Origin of the sequence: Acanthopleuribacter pedis, from assembly GCF_017377855.1 — a bacterium.
Lineage (GTDB): Bacteria > Acidobacteriota > Holophagae > Acanthopleuribacterales > Acanthopleuribacteraceae > Acanthopleuribacter > Acanthopleuribacter pedis.
This window is the reverse complement of record NZ_JAFREP010000006.1, coordinates 236630-255498: the sequence shown is the minus strand read 5'-3', so window position 1 is coordinate 255498 and position 18869 is coordinate 236630. Positions and strand designations below refer to the sequence as shown.

The 18869-nt window shown below is 55.1% G+C and carries 12 protein-coding genes; 9 read left to right on the top strand and 3 right to left on the bottom strand.

Translation table 11 applies throughout. The features are described 5' to 3' along the window. Positions 1-27 precede the first annotated feature (27 nt). Together J3U88_RS09050 and J3U88_RS09045 are read right to left on the bottom strand one after the other, a co-directional pair. The gene (locus J3U88_RS09050) at positions 28-2187 is read right to left on the bottom strand and encodes an ATP-binding protein (protein WP_207856531.1); all 2160 of its coding nucleotides are present in this window, start codon (positions 2185-2187) and stop codon (positions 28-30) included. Next, positions 2184-3524, bottom strand: a complete 1341-nt coding sequence (locus J3U88_RS09045; protein WP_207856530.1) for an OmpP1/FadL family transporter — start codon at positions 3522-3524, stop codon at positions 2184-2186. The genes J3U88_RS09050 and J3U88_RS09045 overlap by 4 nt, the downstream gene beginning before the upstream one ends. 640 nt (positions 3525-4164) lie before the next feature. Here J3U88_RS09045 and J3U88_RS09040 point away from each other — a divergent pair. The 7 genes from J3U88_RS09040 (at position 4165) to J3U88_RS35275 (ending at position 14260) form a co-directional block, all read left to right on the top strand. Beyond that, a complete protein-coding gene (locus J3U88_RS09040) occupies positions 4165-7383 on the top strand; it encodes a hypothetical protein (RefSeq protein WP_207856529.1) in 3219 nt (1072 codons plus the stop codon). A gap of 375 nt (positions 7384-7758) precedes the next feature. Continuing rightward, positions 7759-9069 carry a DUF4032 domain-containing protein gene (locus tag J3U88_RS09035; RefSeq protein WP_207856528.1) on the top strand — a complete coding sequence of 437 codons (1311 nt, stop codon included), beginning with the start codon at positions 7759-7761 and terminating at the stop codon, positions 9067-9069. Positions 9070-9229: 160 nt separating this feature from the next. Next, positions 9230-9682: a hypothetical protein gene (locus J3U88_RS09030; protein WP_207856527.1), complete on the top strand. Its 453-nt coding sequence runs from the start codon at positions 9230-9232 to the stop codon at positions 9680-9682. Next, positions 9679-10086, top strand: a complete 408-nt coding sequence (locus J3U88_RS09025; protein WP_207856526.1) for a hypothetical protein — start codon at positions 9679-9681, stop codon at positions 10084-10086. Before J3U88_RS09030 ends, J3U88_RS09025 begins: the two co-directional genes overlap by 4 nt. A gap of 448 nt (positions 10087-10534) precedes the next feature. Then, entirely contained in the window at positions 10535-10918 is a 384-nt protein-coding gene (locus J3U88_RS09020) for a hypothetical protein (RefSeq protein ID WP_207856525.1), read from the top strand. A 301-nt stretch (positions 10919-11219) separates the two neighbouring features. After that, positions 11220-13754, top strand: a complete 2535-nt coding sequence (locus J3U88_RS09015; RefSeq protein WP_207856524.1) for an esterase-like activity of phytase family protein — start codon at positions 11220-11222, stop codon at positions 13752-13754. Between the two features lie 356 nt (positions 13755-14110). Next, a complete protein-coding gene (locus J3U88_RS35275; RefSeq protein ID WP_207856523.1) occupies positions 14111-14260 on the top strand; it encodes an IS66 family transposase in 150 nt (49 codons plus the stop codon). Positions 14261-15672: 1412 nt separating this feature from the next. Here J3U88_RS35275 and J3U88_RS34615 read toward each other — a convergent pair. After that, on the bottom strand, positions 15673-15807 hold the full coding sequence (locus J3U88_RS34615; RefSeq protein ID WP_279382461.1) for a hypothetical protein: 135 nt from the start codon (positions 15805-15807) through the stop codon (positions 15673-15675). Between the two features lie 37 nt (positions 15808-15844). Between J3U88_RS34615 and J3U88_RS09005 the strand changes: the two genes are divergently transcribed. Together J3U88_RS09005 and J3U88_RS09000 are read left to right on the top strand one after the other, a co-directional pair. Continuing rightward, the gene (locus tag J3U88_RS09005; protein WP_207856522.1) at positions 15845-17401 is read left to right on the top strand and encodes a sensor histidine kinase; all 1557 of its coding nucleotides are present in this window, start codon (positions 15845-15847) and stop codon (positions 17399-17401) included. A 23-nt stretch (positions 17402-17424) separates the two neighbouring features. Beyond that, positions 17425-18666 (top strand): sensor histidine kinase, encoded by a 1242-nt coding sequence (locus J3U88_RS09000; RefSeq protein ID WP_207856521.1) that lies wholly within the window; start codon positions 17425-17427, stop codon positions 18664-18666. Positions 18667-18869 lie beyond the last annotated feature (203 nt).

Genomic DNA, 18869 nt, shown 5'->3' with positions numbered 1-18869 from the left:
AGCCGGCGCCGCGTGCCTTCACGGCCCTCATGCGCGCGCCTCTTCACTTTTTTCTTGCAGTAATTGTTCCACGTCGCCCAGGCGAATGTGAAACAAACCGGATTGCAGCTTCTGGTCAACCAACTTGATGCACAGCTTTTGAATCAGGTAGGGATGACCGGAAGTGGCCTTGAGCAAGGCGGTCACAGCGGCGGGTTCGTAGGTAAAAATGCCCTCGACGGGATCGAGGATCAGCTCGCGCGCGGCCTCCTCGTCGAGCGATATCACCGGCACTTCCTCAAAGAAGTTGTACCAGGGTGAACCACTGCTCTCCCATTCTTTTTTGAGGTGAATCCCGGCCATGATACAGCTGAGATGCTCGGCGAAATCCTTCATAAAAATACTGCGCAGTTTTTGGTTGGTCTTGTCACTGAACTCGTTCAACACGTCGACCTCGTCCATCAGCAACACGATCAACACATGACGGTCGGCGTGATCGGCCAAGCGCCCGATCAACCGTTTGATGTCCTTGGCAAAGTGCCTGGCCAAGTAACCTTCTTGACGCTGATGGACTTCAAGATCCTCGTGGTCCACGTCCCAATCGGCGGCGGCGGTACACACCTCGGCCATCAAATGATGAAACAGGTCGGGTTCATGCAATCCCTGAAGGTCGATGAATACCGGGTAAAACTGATATTCAGGGGCGTCCAGGGCTTCCAAGTTGCTTTTGAGTTGCAGCAGGAAACTGGTTTTGCCGATGCGGCGGTCGCCGTGAATCATAAATGAGTTTTTGTGGAGCGAACCTTGGATGCGCTGCATCAGGCGTTCCCGACCAAAAAACATCTCGGGTCGACGCACCGGGCTGCCGGCGATGTAGGGGTTGAAATGGCGCAGGCGCGCCAGTTTGCGGGCCTTGTTGCGGCGCACCACCCGCATGATCACCAATACCAGCAGCAACAGGACGAGGGCCAGGTACAGTTGGAAATGGAGGTACCAAGGCCGGGTCAGGGTGAGGCTTTCCCGCAATTCGAGACTGCGCCCCAAATCATCGCGAAGCACCAAGGACACCTCGTAATCGCCGAAGTCGGTGGCGTTCAGGCGACCGATGCGGTGGTGTTGTTGGGGTTGCTCGGTGGGCATCACCTCGAGTTCGAGGTGGTGTTCCTCGCCGTTCACACGCAGGACGCTGTCTTGAATTTGTTCGGCACCGAGGAACCGCGCTTCAAGCAGCAGTTGCCGCAAACCCTCGCGCCGCAGCAACAAGACCCCGGTGAATTCCGAAGGCAACGGCATGGCGTCACTCGCGGTGCGTTCTTTTTCCAACTCGTCCTGAAGTTCTTTGTTTTTCCCCTCGGAGCGCGCCAGTTGGTTGGCGAGTTGGGCTTTTTCTTGTTCCAATGACTTGGCCTGTTCCTCGATTTGAGCCAGCATCGCCTTGGTGTCGGCATCTTCCTGGGCGTCTTTTTGGGCGGCGGCGTCCCGGTCGGCCTGACTGCGGCGGCGCTCGGATTCGAGGGCTTGGATGCGTGTTTCAAACTCGCCTTGCCGACCGGTTGGAATTTGATCGCGGTAGGTGTTAAACAGGGCCTTGGCCACGGCCAAGTCACCTTGGTCCAGGCCGGTTTGAATGCGTTCGGTTAACTCGCGGCGCAAGCGTTGGTCCTTGGCGGCGACATCCTCGCGCATTTGCAGCACGGCACGCATATCTTCAAAAGCGCTTGTATCAACGCCTTGCCGCGCCAGCTCGGCCAATTCTTTTTGAAAATCATCGAGTCGACCGTTTTGCAGGTGTTGGAACAGACGGCGACGTTGGTCGAGCAGCACCCGTTCCGCTTCAATGGCGGCACTGAGTTCAGCGGCCTTTCTGCGATAAGCCTCGAAGATCGGCGTCAAATCGGCTTGCATTCTGGCGGATTGCGCCACCACCTCGCCGCGGAACGCCTGCTGGGCGGCGGCATTGGCGGCGGGTAATTGATCCAGCGCGTAATGGCTCAAGGCTTGGTAATAAAACGGGGCGTAATCAATTTTTTGGACGGCGCGGGTGAACTGATTGCGCTTGGGTTCGGCTTTTTTGGCCAAGGCGGCCTCCATCGCGGCGAGGCAATCCTCGTAGCGTTGCGCCTGGTAGTGTTTGACACCCTGTTCGTAGTGCTCGTACCAGGTCCAGCTCGGGTTCTGGACCAGCATCAACCACAGCAGCACCATCATTTCTTTCTCCAAATCACCGACAGCGTGACCTCGCGGCCGGTTGACCAAAGGTCCGCGGCGAGGTCGATCTCAAACCGGTTGTTCCACACCCAGCCAAAACCGACGGTGGCGTGGTCCTCGTCGCCTAGACCCGTCACCGAAAAACGTTCCGCCACCCGTTCGTCGTCGCCGCGATAGCGAATGGTGTGGCGGGGGTTGCGGAAGTACCCGCCGCGCACGGCCCACACGTTGTGGTTGGCGGCGATCAAATACTCAAAGCCCAGGTGGAATTGATCGATGTCGTCAACCACGTAGTTCTCGACCCGTTCCTCCTCCACGTTCTCGACAATGGCAAAATCGTCGCCAATGATCTGACTGTAGAAAATTCTTTGCCAATCCAGCATCAGACGCGCGGTCGGCAGCACCCGATACTGAACGCCGCCGCCGAATACGTCGGGCACGGCAAAAGGGACGGCAATCTCGTCTTCAAAAAACGGCAGGCCGTTGCGGCTTTCCGAAACCTGCTCCTGTAAAAACAGTTTGGGATTGCTGCGGTACACCAATCCCCAGGTGAAATCACCGCGCACCTCGTGCAACAGGCCGATGCTCCAGCCGAAGGCGTGATCGGTATCATCAATGGACGAGTTGAAATCAAAGGTTTCGGGCAATTCACCAATGGTTTGTTCAAAACCCTCGCGGCCGTAACTGGTTCGCCCCACCAATTCGAACCAATTCAGGGTGGCCCCCAATTTGAAGTCACCGTAGCGGCGCGCCACGCCGAGCCCACGAATATCACCGCTTAAATCAAGGGAAATACGCCGCTGCTCACCGATTTGCGTATCGCCGGTGAAGGAGCTGGAAACAAAGTCTCGGTTTTGCCGATCCTGCAGGTAGCGGTACTGGAAGGCGCCGAAGTACCAGGAGCCGAACCGGTAGTTGGCGGCAAAGAAGTTAAGCTGTTCAAAGTCAACAGCTTCCTGAGTAAAAGAGGTGTTGCCGGCGTTGAGAAAAAAGGCCTCACGGCCGTCCCGCTCGGTCAGGCGGTACTCAAGGGTGATGGCGGGTTCGGCAAGGAACGCCAAGCCGGCGGGGTTGGCATAACTGGCGGAGGCATCGTCGGCGGTCCCGATAAAAGCGCCACCCAGGGCGGCGGCACGGGCGCCCGGCAAACTGAAATCGAATTGGAATTCGCGAAAAACTTCCTCGTTGGTCTGGGCCCACACGGGAAGGCCACCCAAACAGACGATCAATCCGAAAAGGGGCGGGATATGTCGCCGCATGGCGAGACAGGGCAACATCCCGTTCCACAATCGATGCATCAACCGGCCGAGTGCCATGGTGAACCTATCCAAAATCAAAAGGTATTCCCAATCCTTTCATAAAAGCGTCATCGGGAAGCGGGCCGGGCTCATGAAGACCGACCGAGGCGGCGTAGACCGTTCGCGGGTGCGCTGGGTGGTTGGCCGGTTGGAAGCCTTGCCGAGGAACAAAAAGATCCCTAGCAAGAATCATTCATGGTCGGGCAACAACGGGGATGCCGCGTGGGCCGGCAGATTAGAACGAACAGGTGAAGAAGCAAGGATGGTTGTTAACGCGAATCCAGATGCCGAGACAGCTCGGGAAGGCAGCGGCGGAGCAGCCTTCCGGGACAGCCGTTAAGGCAAGCCGCGTCATAAATTAAGGAGCAAGCATACCCTAAGCCTCGTAAAAAAAGAAAGCGCGCATTTGTGGGCAATCGGGAAGGTTGACAGGTCGCGGGACAAAATGACCGGGCGCAAAAGGGAACAAAGGAAACGAACACGACCGGATCCCACGCGAAATCGCGCGTTGATCCATTGAGGGCGCGAAACGCGGTTTACCTCGACCTGTACCAATTCTCACTGGCCGTTTTGGCCCGACGATTGCTACAATCAGTGGTTAGCCTTGAGCTTGGGGTTTTATCGTATGTTGCGAATGATCTGCTTTTTATTCTTATGTGCGGCCTTATGCGCCGTTCACTTGCATCCCTTACAGGCCTGCATCGCCGTCCCACTAAACGCCACCTTGACCTCGGGAAGTTACACCGATGTGGTCGAGGTCAACGATTATATGGTGTTGGCCACGGGCAACGGTCTTGAGATTCGGTTCTTGGATCGCAGTCGCACGGATTTGTTTACCGTCCCCATTCCCGGTGAAATTACCCAACTCATTCCTCAAGGCAACGCCGTTTTTGTGGTCACGGCCGATGTGGGTATGACCCGCGTCCCCCTCGACGGTGACCCCGCCAACTGGAGCGCCCGCGCCCGCGAGATCCTGATCCCCGGCATCCAATCGGCGACGGTGGTCGGCATTAACGTGATCACCCGCCACGCGGACGAAGTCCAATTGCACGAATTCCGAACCCTAAGCGACATAGACTTACTGGACACCTGGCCGATTGCGGGCCACGGGATCTTGGCTTTCGGCAACGTTGTCGCGGTTCACACCAAGGAAAACAATGTTCAGTGGCGCTACGTCGAAAACGGTCGCTTCGCCGGGCCTAGCTTTACCCTGGACGTCGAGGGCCAAACCCGTTTCTACGGCATGGAACTACAGAACAATGTCAATCCCGGCCATCGCCTGGTGGTCCGTGCCGCCGACCGCATCCTTTGGGCCGGCTTCGATGAAAGCGGGCTCGCCGCGCGTACCGGCGAATACTTCCGCAACAACGCCCGGGATCTGGTTTTCGGTTGGTCCGTTTCAGATACCCATCTTTTCCTGCGTTTTGCCGACCGGCTCGAACGACGCAACATCATCCCGCCGGACAGCCCGATCCAACTGCCGATGGCGGGCACCCCGCTCGCCGAAATCGGCGCCACCCGCCTGCGCGCCGTCGGTGACCACGTCTACTTCATTTATGAAGGCAACGACAATGTCGATTGGACCTTGCGCAGTTTCGAACCCTTGGCCGGCGGTTTAGCGCCCGGTCACGATTTGAAAAGTCGTTACGGCGCCATTTCCAGTGTCGCCGTCGCCTCCGGCCACCTCTTTTTTGCCTCGGTTAACGGCTTGTTCAGCGCGGGTGTTGCCGGCGATTTTGTCGAACAAGTCACCCCCCGCGAGGCGCAAACCTTCGCCGGAAAAATCCAGTCGATCACCGGCAACGGTCAAGTTTTGTACGTTGTTACCAGCGAACCCGGCGCCAGTCTCTCCAAGTTGACCGTCCTCTTGGTCGACGCCGACGGCGGCATCAGCCCGGTCCTGGAAGAAGCCTTTACCGGCGCGGTTGAGCGGGTTTCGGTTTACGAGGACCAACTCGCGATTCTGCTGGTCAACCGCAACTACCAGGGACGCAACTACACCGGTTATGTGATCGATCAAAACGACCTGATCAACGGATCGGCCACCTTCGCCAACGCCGCGACCTTTACCGAATTGGTCTCCTTTGACTCCGAGGTTTCCCACCGCGATTTCACCCTTTCCCAAAGCGGCCTGATCCACCACGACGGCGCCACGGTGCGGTTGCACCCCAACCTGAACAACTTGAATACCCGGGTCATGTTGGACCTCAATCAAACGGAGCCGGTACAAACCGTCATCGTGCGCAACGACCAACTCTGGCTACAAACGGCCTCGGCACTGCACCTGTACCGTTTGGACGGGGACCAAGCCCAGCGCATTGGTTCCTACAACAACTGGCACAGCGTCAGTCGCCTGACCGGCAACGAAATCATCGCGCAAAACACCAAGGACCGCAGCCCCGGCCGTTACTACACCTTGGAAGCAGCCCCCAACGGTTTGGTGCAAGCGGTGAGCAGCTTCCGCTCCTCAAGCCCTCCCCTGTTTGCCGACGATACGCGCGACAGCGAAGAACGCCGCTTGTTTACCGTCGAAGCCTCTTCCCTGCGCAGCTACCGCATTGAGTGCAAGGACAACACCGACCGCTACCTGTTCCCTTTCTCCGATAAAGCCGAGTTAGAAGTGTCCACGCTCCTCGACAGCACCGACCAAATCAACTTCACCATCTTTGATCGCGAGGGCAACATCATTGGTTACCAACGCATGGACGGTGATTTGATCAGTATTTTTAACGGTGAACCCCTGGAAGAATGGATTTACGAGTACAACGAACGCGCCGAACCCTACACCGTGGTTTTGAACTCCACCCGTCCCATCGGCCCGATTCTTTCCGATCAAGCCGGCGCATCGCCCAACTCGCGCTACGCCTACCGCATCCCTTCAATCGACGAATTCAAGACCGACATCTACATGCCCCACGTGCCCGATCCGGCTGACTGGAGAACCACCCTTGTTTTGCAAAATGCGCAGCCGGGTTTAGACGACCTGGACGTGCTGAATACCAAAAACGAAACCTTGACCATTGAACTGCAGAACTCCAGCGGGGAACGGCTGTCGCGCCAAGTGCCCTTGGGCGGCACGGATCGTTTCGACATCGGCCTGGACCTTTTTGAAAAAGAAACCAGTTGGACCAAAATATCCAGCTTCGATCTGGGCACCCGCTTGGCCGGTTTCGGTTTGATCCAGCGCAACAACGAAAATCGCGCCGCGGCCATTCCGCTCACCAACACCTTGGGCGAAATTTTGGTGGTCCCCTATATCGCCAACGGCCGTGACCCGGAGTGGTTTACCGGCGTGGTGATGTCGAACCCCAACCCGGAAGAAGCCGTCGTCCGCGTTTTCCCCTACGACGCCGAGGGCCAGATTCTGCCGGCACAGACCATCACCATTCCCGGCCGCTCGCGGCGTGTCGATTTGGCCGAGGACCTTTACCTGGTGCCGGAAGGCTCGAACGAACCGGTATGGATGGTGGTGGCCTCGTCACACCCCATCATGGGCATGTTGCTTTACGGCGATTTTGACGACCAAAGCTTGGCCGCCCTACCGCTTTCTTATTTCGACGGAACCGAACTGCTCATTTCCGGCATTCGTCAGAACGACACTTATTGGTCGCGCATTTCGCTGACCAACATCGACATCACCGACACCACCGTGTTCATCCGCGCAATTGACGATTTGGGCCAAGAAATCGCATCCAAAACCTTGTTTATGCCGCGTCGCGGACACGTGGAGCAACCGGTCAACGAATTGTTTCCGAACCTGACATCACAGGAGTTAGCGACCGTTCGCACCATTCACGTGCAAAACGACCTCAACAATGTTTACGGGGTTTTGTTCCGCGGCCGCTACGATTCCGATTCGATTGAAGCGGCGAGCGCGCTGCACCTTAACGGCAACTAGCCCGCATTTCTCCCAAGGAATTCTGCTACTAAGCCGAAACCCATGCGATTACAAGGGGGCGGCCATCCGCCTTACTCGGTCGAGTCGCCTTCGCCTCAGCTGCTACGCCGATAGGTCGGACCCCTGTCCCGTCTCTCCGTCGTAATCTTCGTACGCACAAGGCTTTCGGCTTCTCGCGACGAATCCTTGTGAGAATTGCGGGCTAGCCCGATCCACGGTTCATCACCCGATAAGCCACCATTCACAACACCGACCCTGGGTTCCCACGGGCGACGCTGCATAAAATGACGTGTCGCCTCCGGTCCAAAGCGACCGGTTTCATGCGGCACAAGCTGCATGAATGCACATGCTTCGCCTGTATTGAAGGAGCCCAGCATGCGGATTCAGGTGTGTTCCCCCTCCGACCTCATTTCCGGTGCCGACCTGCCCTGGGAATTGCCACTGAAAGATTGGCCGGACGATATTTTGGTGGAAATGCCGCGCGGGATCTCACGCAACACGGTTCGCTTTGCGGCCCGCAACGGGATCGTTTACGCGGTCAAGGAATTGCCCGAGCGTCCGGCAACCCGCGAATACCGCTGGTTGCGCGCCTTACAGGAACACGACCTCCCCGCGGTTCAACCGGTGGCACTGATCACCGAGCGCGGCGAAAAGCCAGGACACATGATGGCATTGCTGATCACGCGTTTTTTGGAGTTCGCACTCCCCTACCGGACGTTGCTGAGCGGCAGCAGGCTGCCCATCGACCAGGATCGTTTGCTGGATGCGATGGTGAACCTTTTGGTACGACTGCACCTGGCCGGCTTCCACTGGGGCGATTGTTCCTTGTCGAACACGCTGTTTCGTCGCGATGCAGGTCGCTTGGCGGCGTACATGGTCGACGCCGAAACCGGTGAAATGCACCCGCAACTTTCCGAGGGACAACGGCGTTACGACCTTATTGTGGCGGAAGAAAACGTGGCAGGCGAGCTGATGGACGTCGCCGCGCAAATCGGATTACCGCCGGGCATCGACCCCATCGAAACCGCCAACAACTTGGTGGAACGCTACGAGCGCCTGTGGCACGAAATCACCCGCGACACGGTATTCCGCCGCGATCATCAGTTCCGCATCGCCGCCTACCTGAAGAAACTCAACAACCTGGGTTTTGACGTGGAGGAGCTGGAAATGCGCACCACGGACGACGGGACGCGGCTGCGCATGCGCCCCAAGGTGGTGGAGGAAGGCCACCATCGCCGTCGCTTACACGAGCTGACCGGCCTGATCGCCCAAGAGAACCAAAGCCGGCAAATCCTCAACGAAATCCACCGCCACCGCGCTTGGCTGAGCGAGCAGGAGAAACGCGACATTCCCCAGGCGGTGGCGGCCCACCGCTGGCTGGTTGAGGTCTACAAACCCGCCTTGCTCAAAATCCCGGAAGACCAGGCCGGCAAGCTGGAGGGCCCGGAGTTCTTCCACCAAATCCTGGAGCACCGCTGGTTCTTATCGGAAGCGGCGGCGGCGGATGTCGGCACGGAGGAAGCGACGCGCGATTACATTACCAGCATCCTGCCAAACGTGGCGGAAGAGCGCCTCAGCGGCAAGGTGGAAGAACCGACGACCCAAGTCACAACGCCTGAGCTAAAAACCGTAAAAAAACCGATTGAAATCGACCTCGCGAAAAACGAAACAACGCGTAAAGAATAAGCAGCCCACCTATCCCACCCGCGGGCCAAACCTATTTTTTTCAACACTTAACCCAGACCAAAACATCTCTCCAACACAAAAAAGACTTTCTTGTTTGCACATCTCCCTACAAGGGAACTAGAATTGATTAGCCCTGATTCTTGGGAACGCAAGAGCATCCATGGAAACCCTTCAAATTGACATAGAGGATTTATGGCAGGCTTTTAATCTAGCCTCCGGCATCTCCTCTATCATTGGTCTGCTTCTATCCATTTGGGTTCTTTACGGCGTTACAAAGCTCAGAAAAAGCTTCAAAATCAAGGCAGAACTACCACGCTTACTGGCGAACCTAAAAAAAATCCAAAACGATTTCAGTCAAATTAATGCTGAAAACACAACGCGCCTCATTGAACAAGCATCGCTTTTCCACACCTCTCTTGAAACGATCATACTTCAGGATTTAGATCGTAAGACCAAAGGCAGACTGGCAAACAATAATCAGTCTATTTCAACACTCTTAAAAGTAAAACACTTCCCAACCGACGGCAAAACCCGAATTTACATCCTAATGGTTCAGAGTATTGGCATCATTAATGATTACCAAAACCTCAAGTTAAAGTGGAGCGAACAATGAACGCCAACGAGAAGAAGTGGACCACCATAATATTAAGACTTATAGAGCTAACAGCAGAAAGAAAGCTATCATGGACAAAGTACATCCCATCTGATAGGGAGAACGCAACCAGTAAGCGCCTCGGAAGCATAATTGGCTTAGCACGTGTCGACAATTACGCTCCAAGCGAGTACTTTCATGCATTTCTGGACGACACAGAATTCTACCTCGAAATTAAGTGGGAGAGCTTAAAAGGGCCAATAGGTTCATTGAAAATTATTAACGCCCAAACGCAGACTATAACGACACCAGAGAAAGGGTTAGCGGCCTTAGAAGACCTTATCACTGTCATCAAGGAAACTTCAAAAGACGAAGGTGACCTTCTCGATTCGCTACTAGAAAAGCTCAGCGCAACGGCCAACTAACGCCCTCTCCTCCTTTAACCTAAATTGAGCGATCCTTGGCGGGCTCCTCCCACAGCCTGTTGAGCTACAACATGTCGTGAAAATGCGCGACGTGCTTTCCAAGTACGCGTCGTGCGCAACCCCGGTGCACTTTTCCCAACACGTTTCGCACCAACATTCTGCGCGCTTGCATCCACCCGAATCGCACACTTTAGGTAAGAAGCGCGATAACTCGCGGTAATTTTAGCTAAACCTCTGGGCTGAAACGGCCTGTAAAAATGCTCACTGCACCCGGTGGGTGCACCTCCGCTTTTTCCAAGCCATTTCGCTCCAGATCTTTAGCCAAAAATCCTCGCTCTTATCGCGCCTCTTAGGTTAAATGCACAACACCATCATCTTTTTTCCCGATTACAAATAGAGATTACGACATGTTGTCCACAAGCAGGAGTGCCTTTAACAGGAGCAAACCATGAGTGCTATTACCGACAAATGGTCCGACACCATTCTAAAACTCATCGATATCACGCGTGCCGGCACCCTCATCTGGAAACAACTGTTTCCAGAAAAGGGAGAATCTACTACCAGAAACCACCCATCCTTCGTTCCTTTTATCTTGGAAGTATTCCGCGCTACCTCCCGTCATAATCGAGTTGAAATCACCGTGGCCCCACCAGGTGTTTTCGGCTACTCAAATAGAAGACCTTCGTACCGCTTGACCATCACGGATTCAAGCGGTCGGACCGCAACATCTCACGATACCAGCGCAATCGGCGATTTGGTGGCGGCAATCAAGAAAGCAAAACACAAGGAAAGTGAGGTCTTGGAATCATTCCTTCAAGGTCTTGAGTCTTAATTTTTCCCACAACGTATATTTACGACGACTCACTCTATTTGATTTCCATCATCATACGGTTAACACTCTGCGAGAATGCAGGTTAGCTCATCATATCCTAACAAGAGACGGGCGCAATAGGGCGGCCGAGCCGAGCACCTTTTCGGAGCAACACGACTGGCTCATTTTTCCCTTCGGCCTCGGTCACTTATTTTTGCTCCCGTTGCGCCCTCGTTGCAGCCGCGCCCAGCCATGTCCTTCGCTCGGCAGGCTCGCGTCGGCGCGCGGCAGCCCCTTTGGTTTTTCAATCCTGGAGGATTTGATGATTGTTTCCTGTTTGGCCCAATCCGCCCGTCGCCTGCTCAAAGGTTTGGCCACCGTGGGTTTGGTCGCCACCGCGACCCTGCCCGCCCTTGCCCAAGAACCCATCCTGCGCGGCCGGGCCGTCCTTCCTGCCGACTCCTTTGCCGCCGGCCCTTATTCCGGTTTCCATCTCGGCGGTACCGAATTTAACGGCAAAACCGCCCCTTTCCGCACCGGCCAACCCGTCCAAGGTTTTTCTTCCGTGCTGCGCAACGCCGACGGCACCTATCAGGCCATGTCCGACAACGGCTTCGGCGGTATGGAAAACTCCGCCGACTACATCTTGCGCGTCTACCACATCCGCCCCAACTTCAAAACCGAACGCGGTGGCGACGGCGACATGGACGTGCTCGGGTTCTTTAACCTTTCCGATCCCGACCGTCACATCCCTTTTACCATCACCCACCACTTCACCGATGAACGCCTGCTGACCGGTGCCGACTTCGACATTGAGTCTTTTGTTAAAGCCGCCGACGGTACCTACTGGTTCGGCGATGAGTTCGGTCCCTTCCTGCTCCACACCGACGCATCCGGCCGCCTGCTGGAAGCCCCGATTCCCTTGCCCGATTTCGAAAATCCCGGGCAGTACCTGCAAGCGCCGCAAAATCCCCATCGCGAGGAAGCCTCCGCGGTGCGGATGATGAACGCGGTCCGCCACCACGCCCGCATGCACGGCAACACCAAAACCCCGGTTTTCTCGCCCTGGCACGTGATGTTCGCCGACGACGACGAAACCACCCACATCGGCAACCGCGCCAACCCACCCGCCGGCTCCGGGCTTACGGCCGCCGACTCCGAAATTTTTAATGTCCAATCACTGCAGCGCGCCGGCTATCCGGTCGTTTGCTGGACGGTTAACGACAAAGCACGCATGCTCGACTTGATGGCGCTTGGCGTGGACGGCATTATCTCCGACCGCCCCGACCTCCTGTGGGAAGCGGTTCAGGAATTCGACGCCGACGGCGACGGCACACCCGGCGATTTTCTCGACGCCCATGGGTTAATCGATCTCAACCGCTTCGACGCCCAAGGCCACCGCGGCGGGCGCAACCTACGCCCCGAAAACACCATCCCCGCGGTGGAAGTAGCCCTCGACAACATGATGACCACCCTGGAACTTGATTGCGGCGTGACCGCCGACGGCATCCCCGTCCTCGGCCACGATCCCTACCTGTCCGCTGCCAAGGTACGTCGCGTTGACGGCGCAAGCTACGAAGCCGCCGACGAAATCTTGCTCAAAGACATCACCGCCACCGACTTGCAAAACCAATATGTGGCCGACAAATTGTTCCGCGGCCCCGAGCAGTTGAACGACCCCGCCTTGTCACCCGCCGGCGTGGGTTTCTTCGGCGGTGAGGAAGGCATTTACAAGGTGCCCACCCTGCAACAGGTTTTTGATTTCGTCGAATACTACATCTGCTACTACAGCTATGGCCCAGGGACCGCCCACCCCCAAGCGGAACAACGCCGACGCAACGCGCGTCGGGTTCGCTTCAACATCGAAACCAAAACCAACCCACGGACGGATCGCGATCCCAAGGGCAATGTCTATATCGAGCGCACCCATCCCGCGATCCCCTTTGCCGATGCCGTCGCCGAGGTCATCAAAGCCAACCACATGACGGAACGCGCCGACATCCAATCCTTTGACTTCCACACCCTGCTGCAGGTCCAAGCGGCGCACCCCACGATCCGTACCGTCTACCTGTTCGGGGATTTCCCCATCTACGCGAACGGCGCGGCCGGTTCCGACGACGGCACCAACCTACAGGATCAAGCGGGCGCCAACACGCCTTGGCTGGCGGGCATGCTCTGGCCCTACCGTGTCAACGAGGCCAACGCGCCGGCACGGGTGCGCGGTAGCGGCGGCTTTGAAGGCATGGCCATGAACCCCGAGGGCACGGCCTTGTTCCCTATGTTGGAAAAACCCTTGACCGACGCATCGGGCAAGCAGTTGCTGATCCACCGCTTTGACCTGGCCACCAAAACCTTCACGGGCGAACAGTACACCTATGAATTGGAACCCGAGGCTTCGGCCATCGGTGAATTCATCATGTACGACCCGCGCTACGGGTTGGTCATTGAGCGCGACGGCAGCCAAGGTGATCTCAACGGGTTCAAAAAAATCTACCAGGTGCAGTTCCCCAGTGAAGGCAACGCCCTGATCAAAACCGAGGTCCTCGACCTCTTGAACATCCGCGACGCCGCGGCGATCAGCGCGGGCAACGCCGGTGAAGCACGTGACGCCGGCGACGTCGGTGTCGGCGAAACCTTCGCCTTCCCGTTTGTCACCATCGAAAGCGTGGTGTTCTACAGCCCCTTCACCCTCGGCATTATCAACGACAACAACTATCCTTTCTCCGTGGGTCGCCACATCGGCAGCGGCGCCCCCGACGATAACGAGTTCGTGATTGTGCGTTTGCCGCAACCCTTGGCGATTTCACCCAACACGGCCAAATCGAACGTGGACCCACTCGCTCAAGATACCTACTAAACGCCATCCATAAAGCTTTTTGGGCCGCAAACAAGGACACCTCCATGTTTGCGGCCTTTCTCTATCTGGAAGCTGGATTTTCTCCAAACCAAGGCGCCGTCAAATATTTCGTAAATCCACCAACAAAGGTTCAGACACAAACAGTCGAGACAGCTACACTTCCTGAAAAAGGTTCTGGAGGTTGCCTTGGGAAAGCTAAGAATCGAGCCAAACCAGAAGTTACCAGGTTTCATTCGTCTCCAGGTCGAATCCGAGCAAGCACAAGCAGACATCACGCATGTGGTGGATTATGTGCCGGCTAAGTTCATTAATCGCCAGAATTCCCCTCCAGGTCATAGGCGACGCGGCCCGGTACCTTGGTTGCCGATGATTATACGGGCTACAATATCCAAGTCGCGGAAAACGGACTATTGCGCAGCCAGTCCTGGTCACATACGCGGCGGTATTTTATAGATATTCAGCATTTGGAATCAGACATAAAAATCTACTTAAACCTCGTCGCCTAACTTTACTAAAAAGATCGCGATTTTAACCTAAGAAGCGCGATAACTCGCGGTGATTTAAGCTGAACCTCTGGGCTGCAACGGTCTGTGAAAATGCTCACCGCACCCAGTGGGTGCGCGTCGTGCGCGACCCCGGTCCGCTTTTCCCAAACCATTTCGCTCCAAATTTTTTAGCCAAAATCCCTCACTCTTATCGCGCTTCTTAGGTTTAAGGCCTGTTCGGCTCAGACACAGGCGCATCGCCGTGCCCTGTGCGACCCCGTAATCGATAAAATCGATGCTTGGCGCAAGCGGCAGCGTGACTTCCCCGAGTCGGCAGTCATCGAGTTGCTCCCATAAGCAAGTTTTATGTTCATTGGATTATATTGATCCAAAAGCGTGAGCCATAAATAGAAATTAGTCGTGGTTGAAATCTATATCTTCGGTTATGGTGATCAATTTTAACGAAAAGGAAGAAACATTGATAGTTTCCCAGTTTGGATAAGCAAGATTACGGAGGTCTTTTTTACATGAATTGACCTTCTGCTTCATCAAGTATTGTTAGCAGAATTTGGGTGGATATGTGGACATTTTTGAAGTCGGTGAAGTCACTCAATTGTTGGTTGTACAAGATTTCCACTATGAACAACTCAATGTCATGCTCGTTTGCTTTTTGAACGATCCTTCGAAGATCGTTGCTTACTTGTATATGATCATTTGAAAAAAGCTCACAACTATAAAAGAAGTTTGCTTTTCCTGCCCGTAGAGCTGTTAATACTGAGCTTAGGCTAGAGTTGGTAAGTTTTTTTATTGAATAAGCGAATTTATTGTTGTTGACGGGCGTGTTTGTCGATACAAAAATTTTTGACATTGAATGAGTCCTTTTAAATCATCTGGGACGAAGTTATCTATTGAAACTCCATTGGTTGATATTTGATAGTTATCACTATACCACTTCATTGGGTGCTCGTTTTCTGTTACGGGCTAAAGGTTCCAATCTTTGTCGGCAAGCTGAGGATGAATCAAAGCACGATTCATGTGGTGAGCTTGTAGGGGTTTTCCTAATGAAATTCGGCTTTTTTCCAGAATTCAGGTTCAAACGTTCGATGAAGGGCACAGGAGTGACCGCGATCTTGTATTCGATCTGGGTATTGTGCGCATGGTGCGGCGTCGACCCAAAGAATTACCTGTCAAAGCCGATATTGCGAATCCGCAACGGCCGCGGCTCTCAGTTTCCCTTTCTCGATGCATTTGCCAATAAGCACGAATCCTTAATCCTGATTTAGCGTTGTCTCGTGGCCCTAGCTTAGCCGAAGCCGGGGCACTTTTTTGTCTGCTTGTTGGGAGGCTCACAATATTTCTCCCGTCCGGGGCGGGAAACCCACGGCGTCAACCTTGCCGGCGCGGAACAAACCCCATAGAAAGCAGCACCTTTCTCAAGAAAGCAGGCCGAATGCGCTACCACTTTTAAAACGATGAAGGTAAAGTAAGGTTTTGAACGCCCCCCCAACATCCATCGTTTTCAGCCTCAACCCAAGCCCGATCCCACCGGCATTGATCAGCAGCGGCATGCCTCGCCGCCCCGACACGTTTTCTCAGGAGTCACCCATGAACCCACCCCCTCACCTCAAGCGGGAAGTGATGCAACGCTTGGCCAACGACGAAGCGTTGTTTGACTGGTTTGAGGCGGCCAAAGGTGAGGGATTGTGGTACCGCGATCTCACCCGCCCGGACAACCTGTGGTTCAGTGATGGGTATTTTAAGCTTCTGGGTTACGCCACCCCACCTGAGCAACACCCCTTCCGGCTCTGGGAAGAAGCCATGCATGAGGAAGACCGGGATACCCATCATGAAAACTTGGCAAACCTACTGGAAGACGACACGGCACCAAGCGACGACATCCTCCGCTTTCGCAACCAAGAAGGGCACGTCCTGTGGCTGCGCGCTCGGGCGCGTACGGTGCGCGATGAAAAAGACCAACTGGTGGGCATGCTGTGTACCGTCGCCAACCTCACCCCCCTGATCCAGGCCGAACATCAACTGGAAACCCTCACCGACGAGCTTTACGAAATCAATCAGCGCCACACCTTGGCATTAAAAGCGTCCGGCATCGGGATCTGGGATTACGACAGCCTCAACGACGTCCTGATTTGGTCCCCGGAAATGTACGATCTCTACCAGGTCGCCCCCGAACAGTTCAACCATAACTACGCGGCTTGGTTAGACCTCGTCCTTCCTTCCGACAGAAAAAGAACCGAAACCCTTTTTGAAAAGGTCGTTGCCAAAGGCGAGAAAAAATTTGTAACCGAATTCCGCGTGGTCACCAAAGACATGAGTATCCGTACCATCGGCGTCAATGCCAACATCTTTTATCGGGACGGCCATCCCTTCCGCGTGCTCGGCGCCAATTGGGACCTCACCGAAACCCGCGAACGCGAATGGGTGCTGCAACAACGATCCCACGAACTGAAACGCTCCAACCGCGATCTGGAAGAATTCGCGACCATCGCCTCCAGTGACCTGCAAGAACCCCTGCGCAAGATCCACGGCTTTACCGAACTGCTGATTGAGGAATGCAGCGACGCCGTCAGTGAAGACGGTCGTTTATACCTGGAACGCATCGCCGATGCAGGCAGTCGCATGGAACAGTTGATCGGCAATCTGCTCGAGATCTCCCAAGTCTCACACGGCGATCTGGAACCCGCGCCCGTTTCACTCGGCACCTTGATCAAAAAACTCAAAAGCGAAAGTGAAGCAACGATTCACCTCAGCTGCGATGCGTTGCCAACCTTCACCGCGGATCGCCACTTACTCCACCAGGTTTTTTTTCACTTGCTCCACAACAGCCATCAATTCCGCAAAAAGGGCACAGTCGCCACCATCCATGTTCAAAACATTGGACTGGTGGCGCACCAAGGTCGATCTTTTTGGGAAATCCGTTGGCTGGACCAAGGTATCGGCCTGGAACCGGCCGAATGCGAGCGAATTTTCAAACCCTTTGAACGCCTCCACCAGGGGGGTCGGGAACACGGCGCCGGCATTGGCCTAACCCTTTGCCGAAAAATCATGGAGCGCCACGGCGGATGGATTTCGGCGGAAAACCACGGCGGCGGCGCAGTCTTTCGCCTGCTCTTCCCCGAAACCTCGGTCCTCAAAACCCCGTAACCCATAACATTCTGGGGAGTACCATGGTTCAGCGCCTTCGTATCCTACTCATCGACCCTGATCACGATGAGTTTTTTCTCATCAAAAAATGCCTTTTGCGGCTATCGCACCCCTTTTCGCTAAACTGGGCGGTCGATTGGCCCTCGGCGCGGGAGCATCTTGAACGGGAATCGTTTGACGCCTGCCTGCTTGACTACACGCTGGACCGTGCCCAAGGATTTACCATCTTAGAGCATCTGCGGCGTCAGGACGCCGGCTTACCCGTGATCATGTTGGGCCGTCATCGTCAAGTTTCCCTGGACCGCGCGGTCATCAAATTGGGTGCGGATGATTTGCTGCCGAAGTTTGCCCTCAACGGCTATCTCTTGGAGCGCGCGATTTCTCAAAGCATTGAACGGCGGAAAATCACCCAAGCCCTGCGCCAAAGTGAACAGGATTACCGCCACATGGCGGAGATTTCCACCTCGGTGCTCCACAACATGGGTAACTTTCTCAACAGCCTGCTCACGGCCAACAGCAAGCTAAAGCAGCTCAATGAAACCTCCAAAATTGATACCCTCCCAAAAATCAATCGCCTGCTTGCCAAACACCAGGACAACCTCGCCGATTTTTTGGTGAACCACGAAAAAGGACGTAAATTACCGAAATTGTTGTCCACCCTGTCTGAAGTGCTCCGCGATGAACAGCGCCTGGCGGCGGAGGAAATCGAACGGGGCCGCCACATCATCAAACTGATGACACAAACCATTCGACACCAACAGGATCATGCCAAAGCCCACGCGTTTCATGAACCGATCCACTTGGACCAAATCCTCGATAACGCGATTTCCATGTGTGGGGAGATGTTAAAGAAACACGCGGTTCAACTCCAGTTGGACAAGGCCGGTACACCCATGGTCGAAGGCTCGCGCTCACGCCTCACCCAAATTTTGATCAACCTCATTAAAAACGCGGTGGAATCCATGGAAACAACCGCGATCAAACGGCTCGCCATCACCTTGGAAGACGAGCAGGACATGGCCAAAATCACCATCTCGGACAGCGGTAAAGGCATTCCCGCTGAAAAACAGCCCTTTCTCTTTCAGTTCGGTTTCAGCGATAAGCACGAGGGTCATGGTTTCGGTCTGAGTTTTTGTAAAAACGCGGTGGAAGAGTTGGGCGGCCAATTGGTTTTGGTCCACAGTCGCGAGCAAGAGGGAACGACCTTTTCGCTGACCCTCCCCATTTTGGCGCACAAAGCGCCGCCCTCATCCGAACCGGCTTAGGTCCGACCCAACTGCCGGATTTGGGCCTCGCGGGCCGTTATCACGCCTAGCCCGCATTTCTCACGAGGATTCGTCGCGAGAAGCTGAAAGCCTGGTGAGAAATGCGGGCTAATTCCGAAATAACGCGGAAAACCCTGCTTCTTTTTTTTACGAAAATTCCCAACCGAACCGATAGACCAAATACATCATCAAAGCATCTTGAA

What these genes read in the sequence shown, in the direction of transcription:
- J3U88_RS09050 (WP_207856531.1), bottom strand. Translation starts at nt 2,187, where the DNA reads ATGATGGTGCTGCTGTGGTTGATGCTGGTCCAGAACCCGAGCTGGACC.
- J3U88_RS09035 (WP_207856528.1), top strand. Translation starts at nt 7,759, where the DNA reads ATGCGGATTCAGGTGTGTTCCCCCTCCGACCTCATTTCCGGTGCCGAC.
- J3U88_RS09030 (WP_207856527.1), top strand. Translation starts at nt 9,230, where the DNA reads ATGGAAACCCTTCAAATTGACATAGAGGATTTATGGCAGGCTTTTAAT.
- J3U88_RS09025 (WP_207856526.1), top strand. Translation starts at nt 9,679, where the DNA reads ATGAACGCCAACGAGAAGAAGTGGACCACCATAATATTAAGACTTATA.
- J3U88_RS09020 (WP_207856525.1), top strand. Translation starts at nt 10,535, where the DNA reads ATGAGTGCTATTACCGACAAATGGTCCGACACCATTCTAAAACTCATC.
- J3U88_RS09015 (WP_207856524.1), top strand. Translation starts at nt 11,220, where the DNA reads ATGATTGTTTCCTGTTTGGCCCAATCCGCCCGTCGCCTGCTCAAAGGT.
- J3U88_RS34615 (WP_279382461.1), bottom strand. Translation starts at nt 15,807, where the DNA reads ATGCCGCTGCTGATCAATGCCGGTGGGATCGGGCTTGGGTTGAGGCTG.
- J3U88_RS09005 (WP_207856522.1), top strand. Translation starts at nt 15,845, where the DNA reads ATGAACCCACCCCCTCACCTCAAGCGGGAAGTGATGCAACGCTTGGCC.
- J3U88_RS09000 (WP_207856521.1), top strand. Translation starts at nt 17,425, where the DNA reads ATGGTTCAGCGCCTTCGTATCCTACTCATCGACCCTGATCACGATGAG.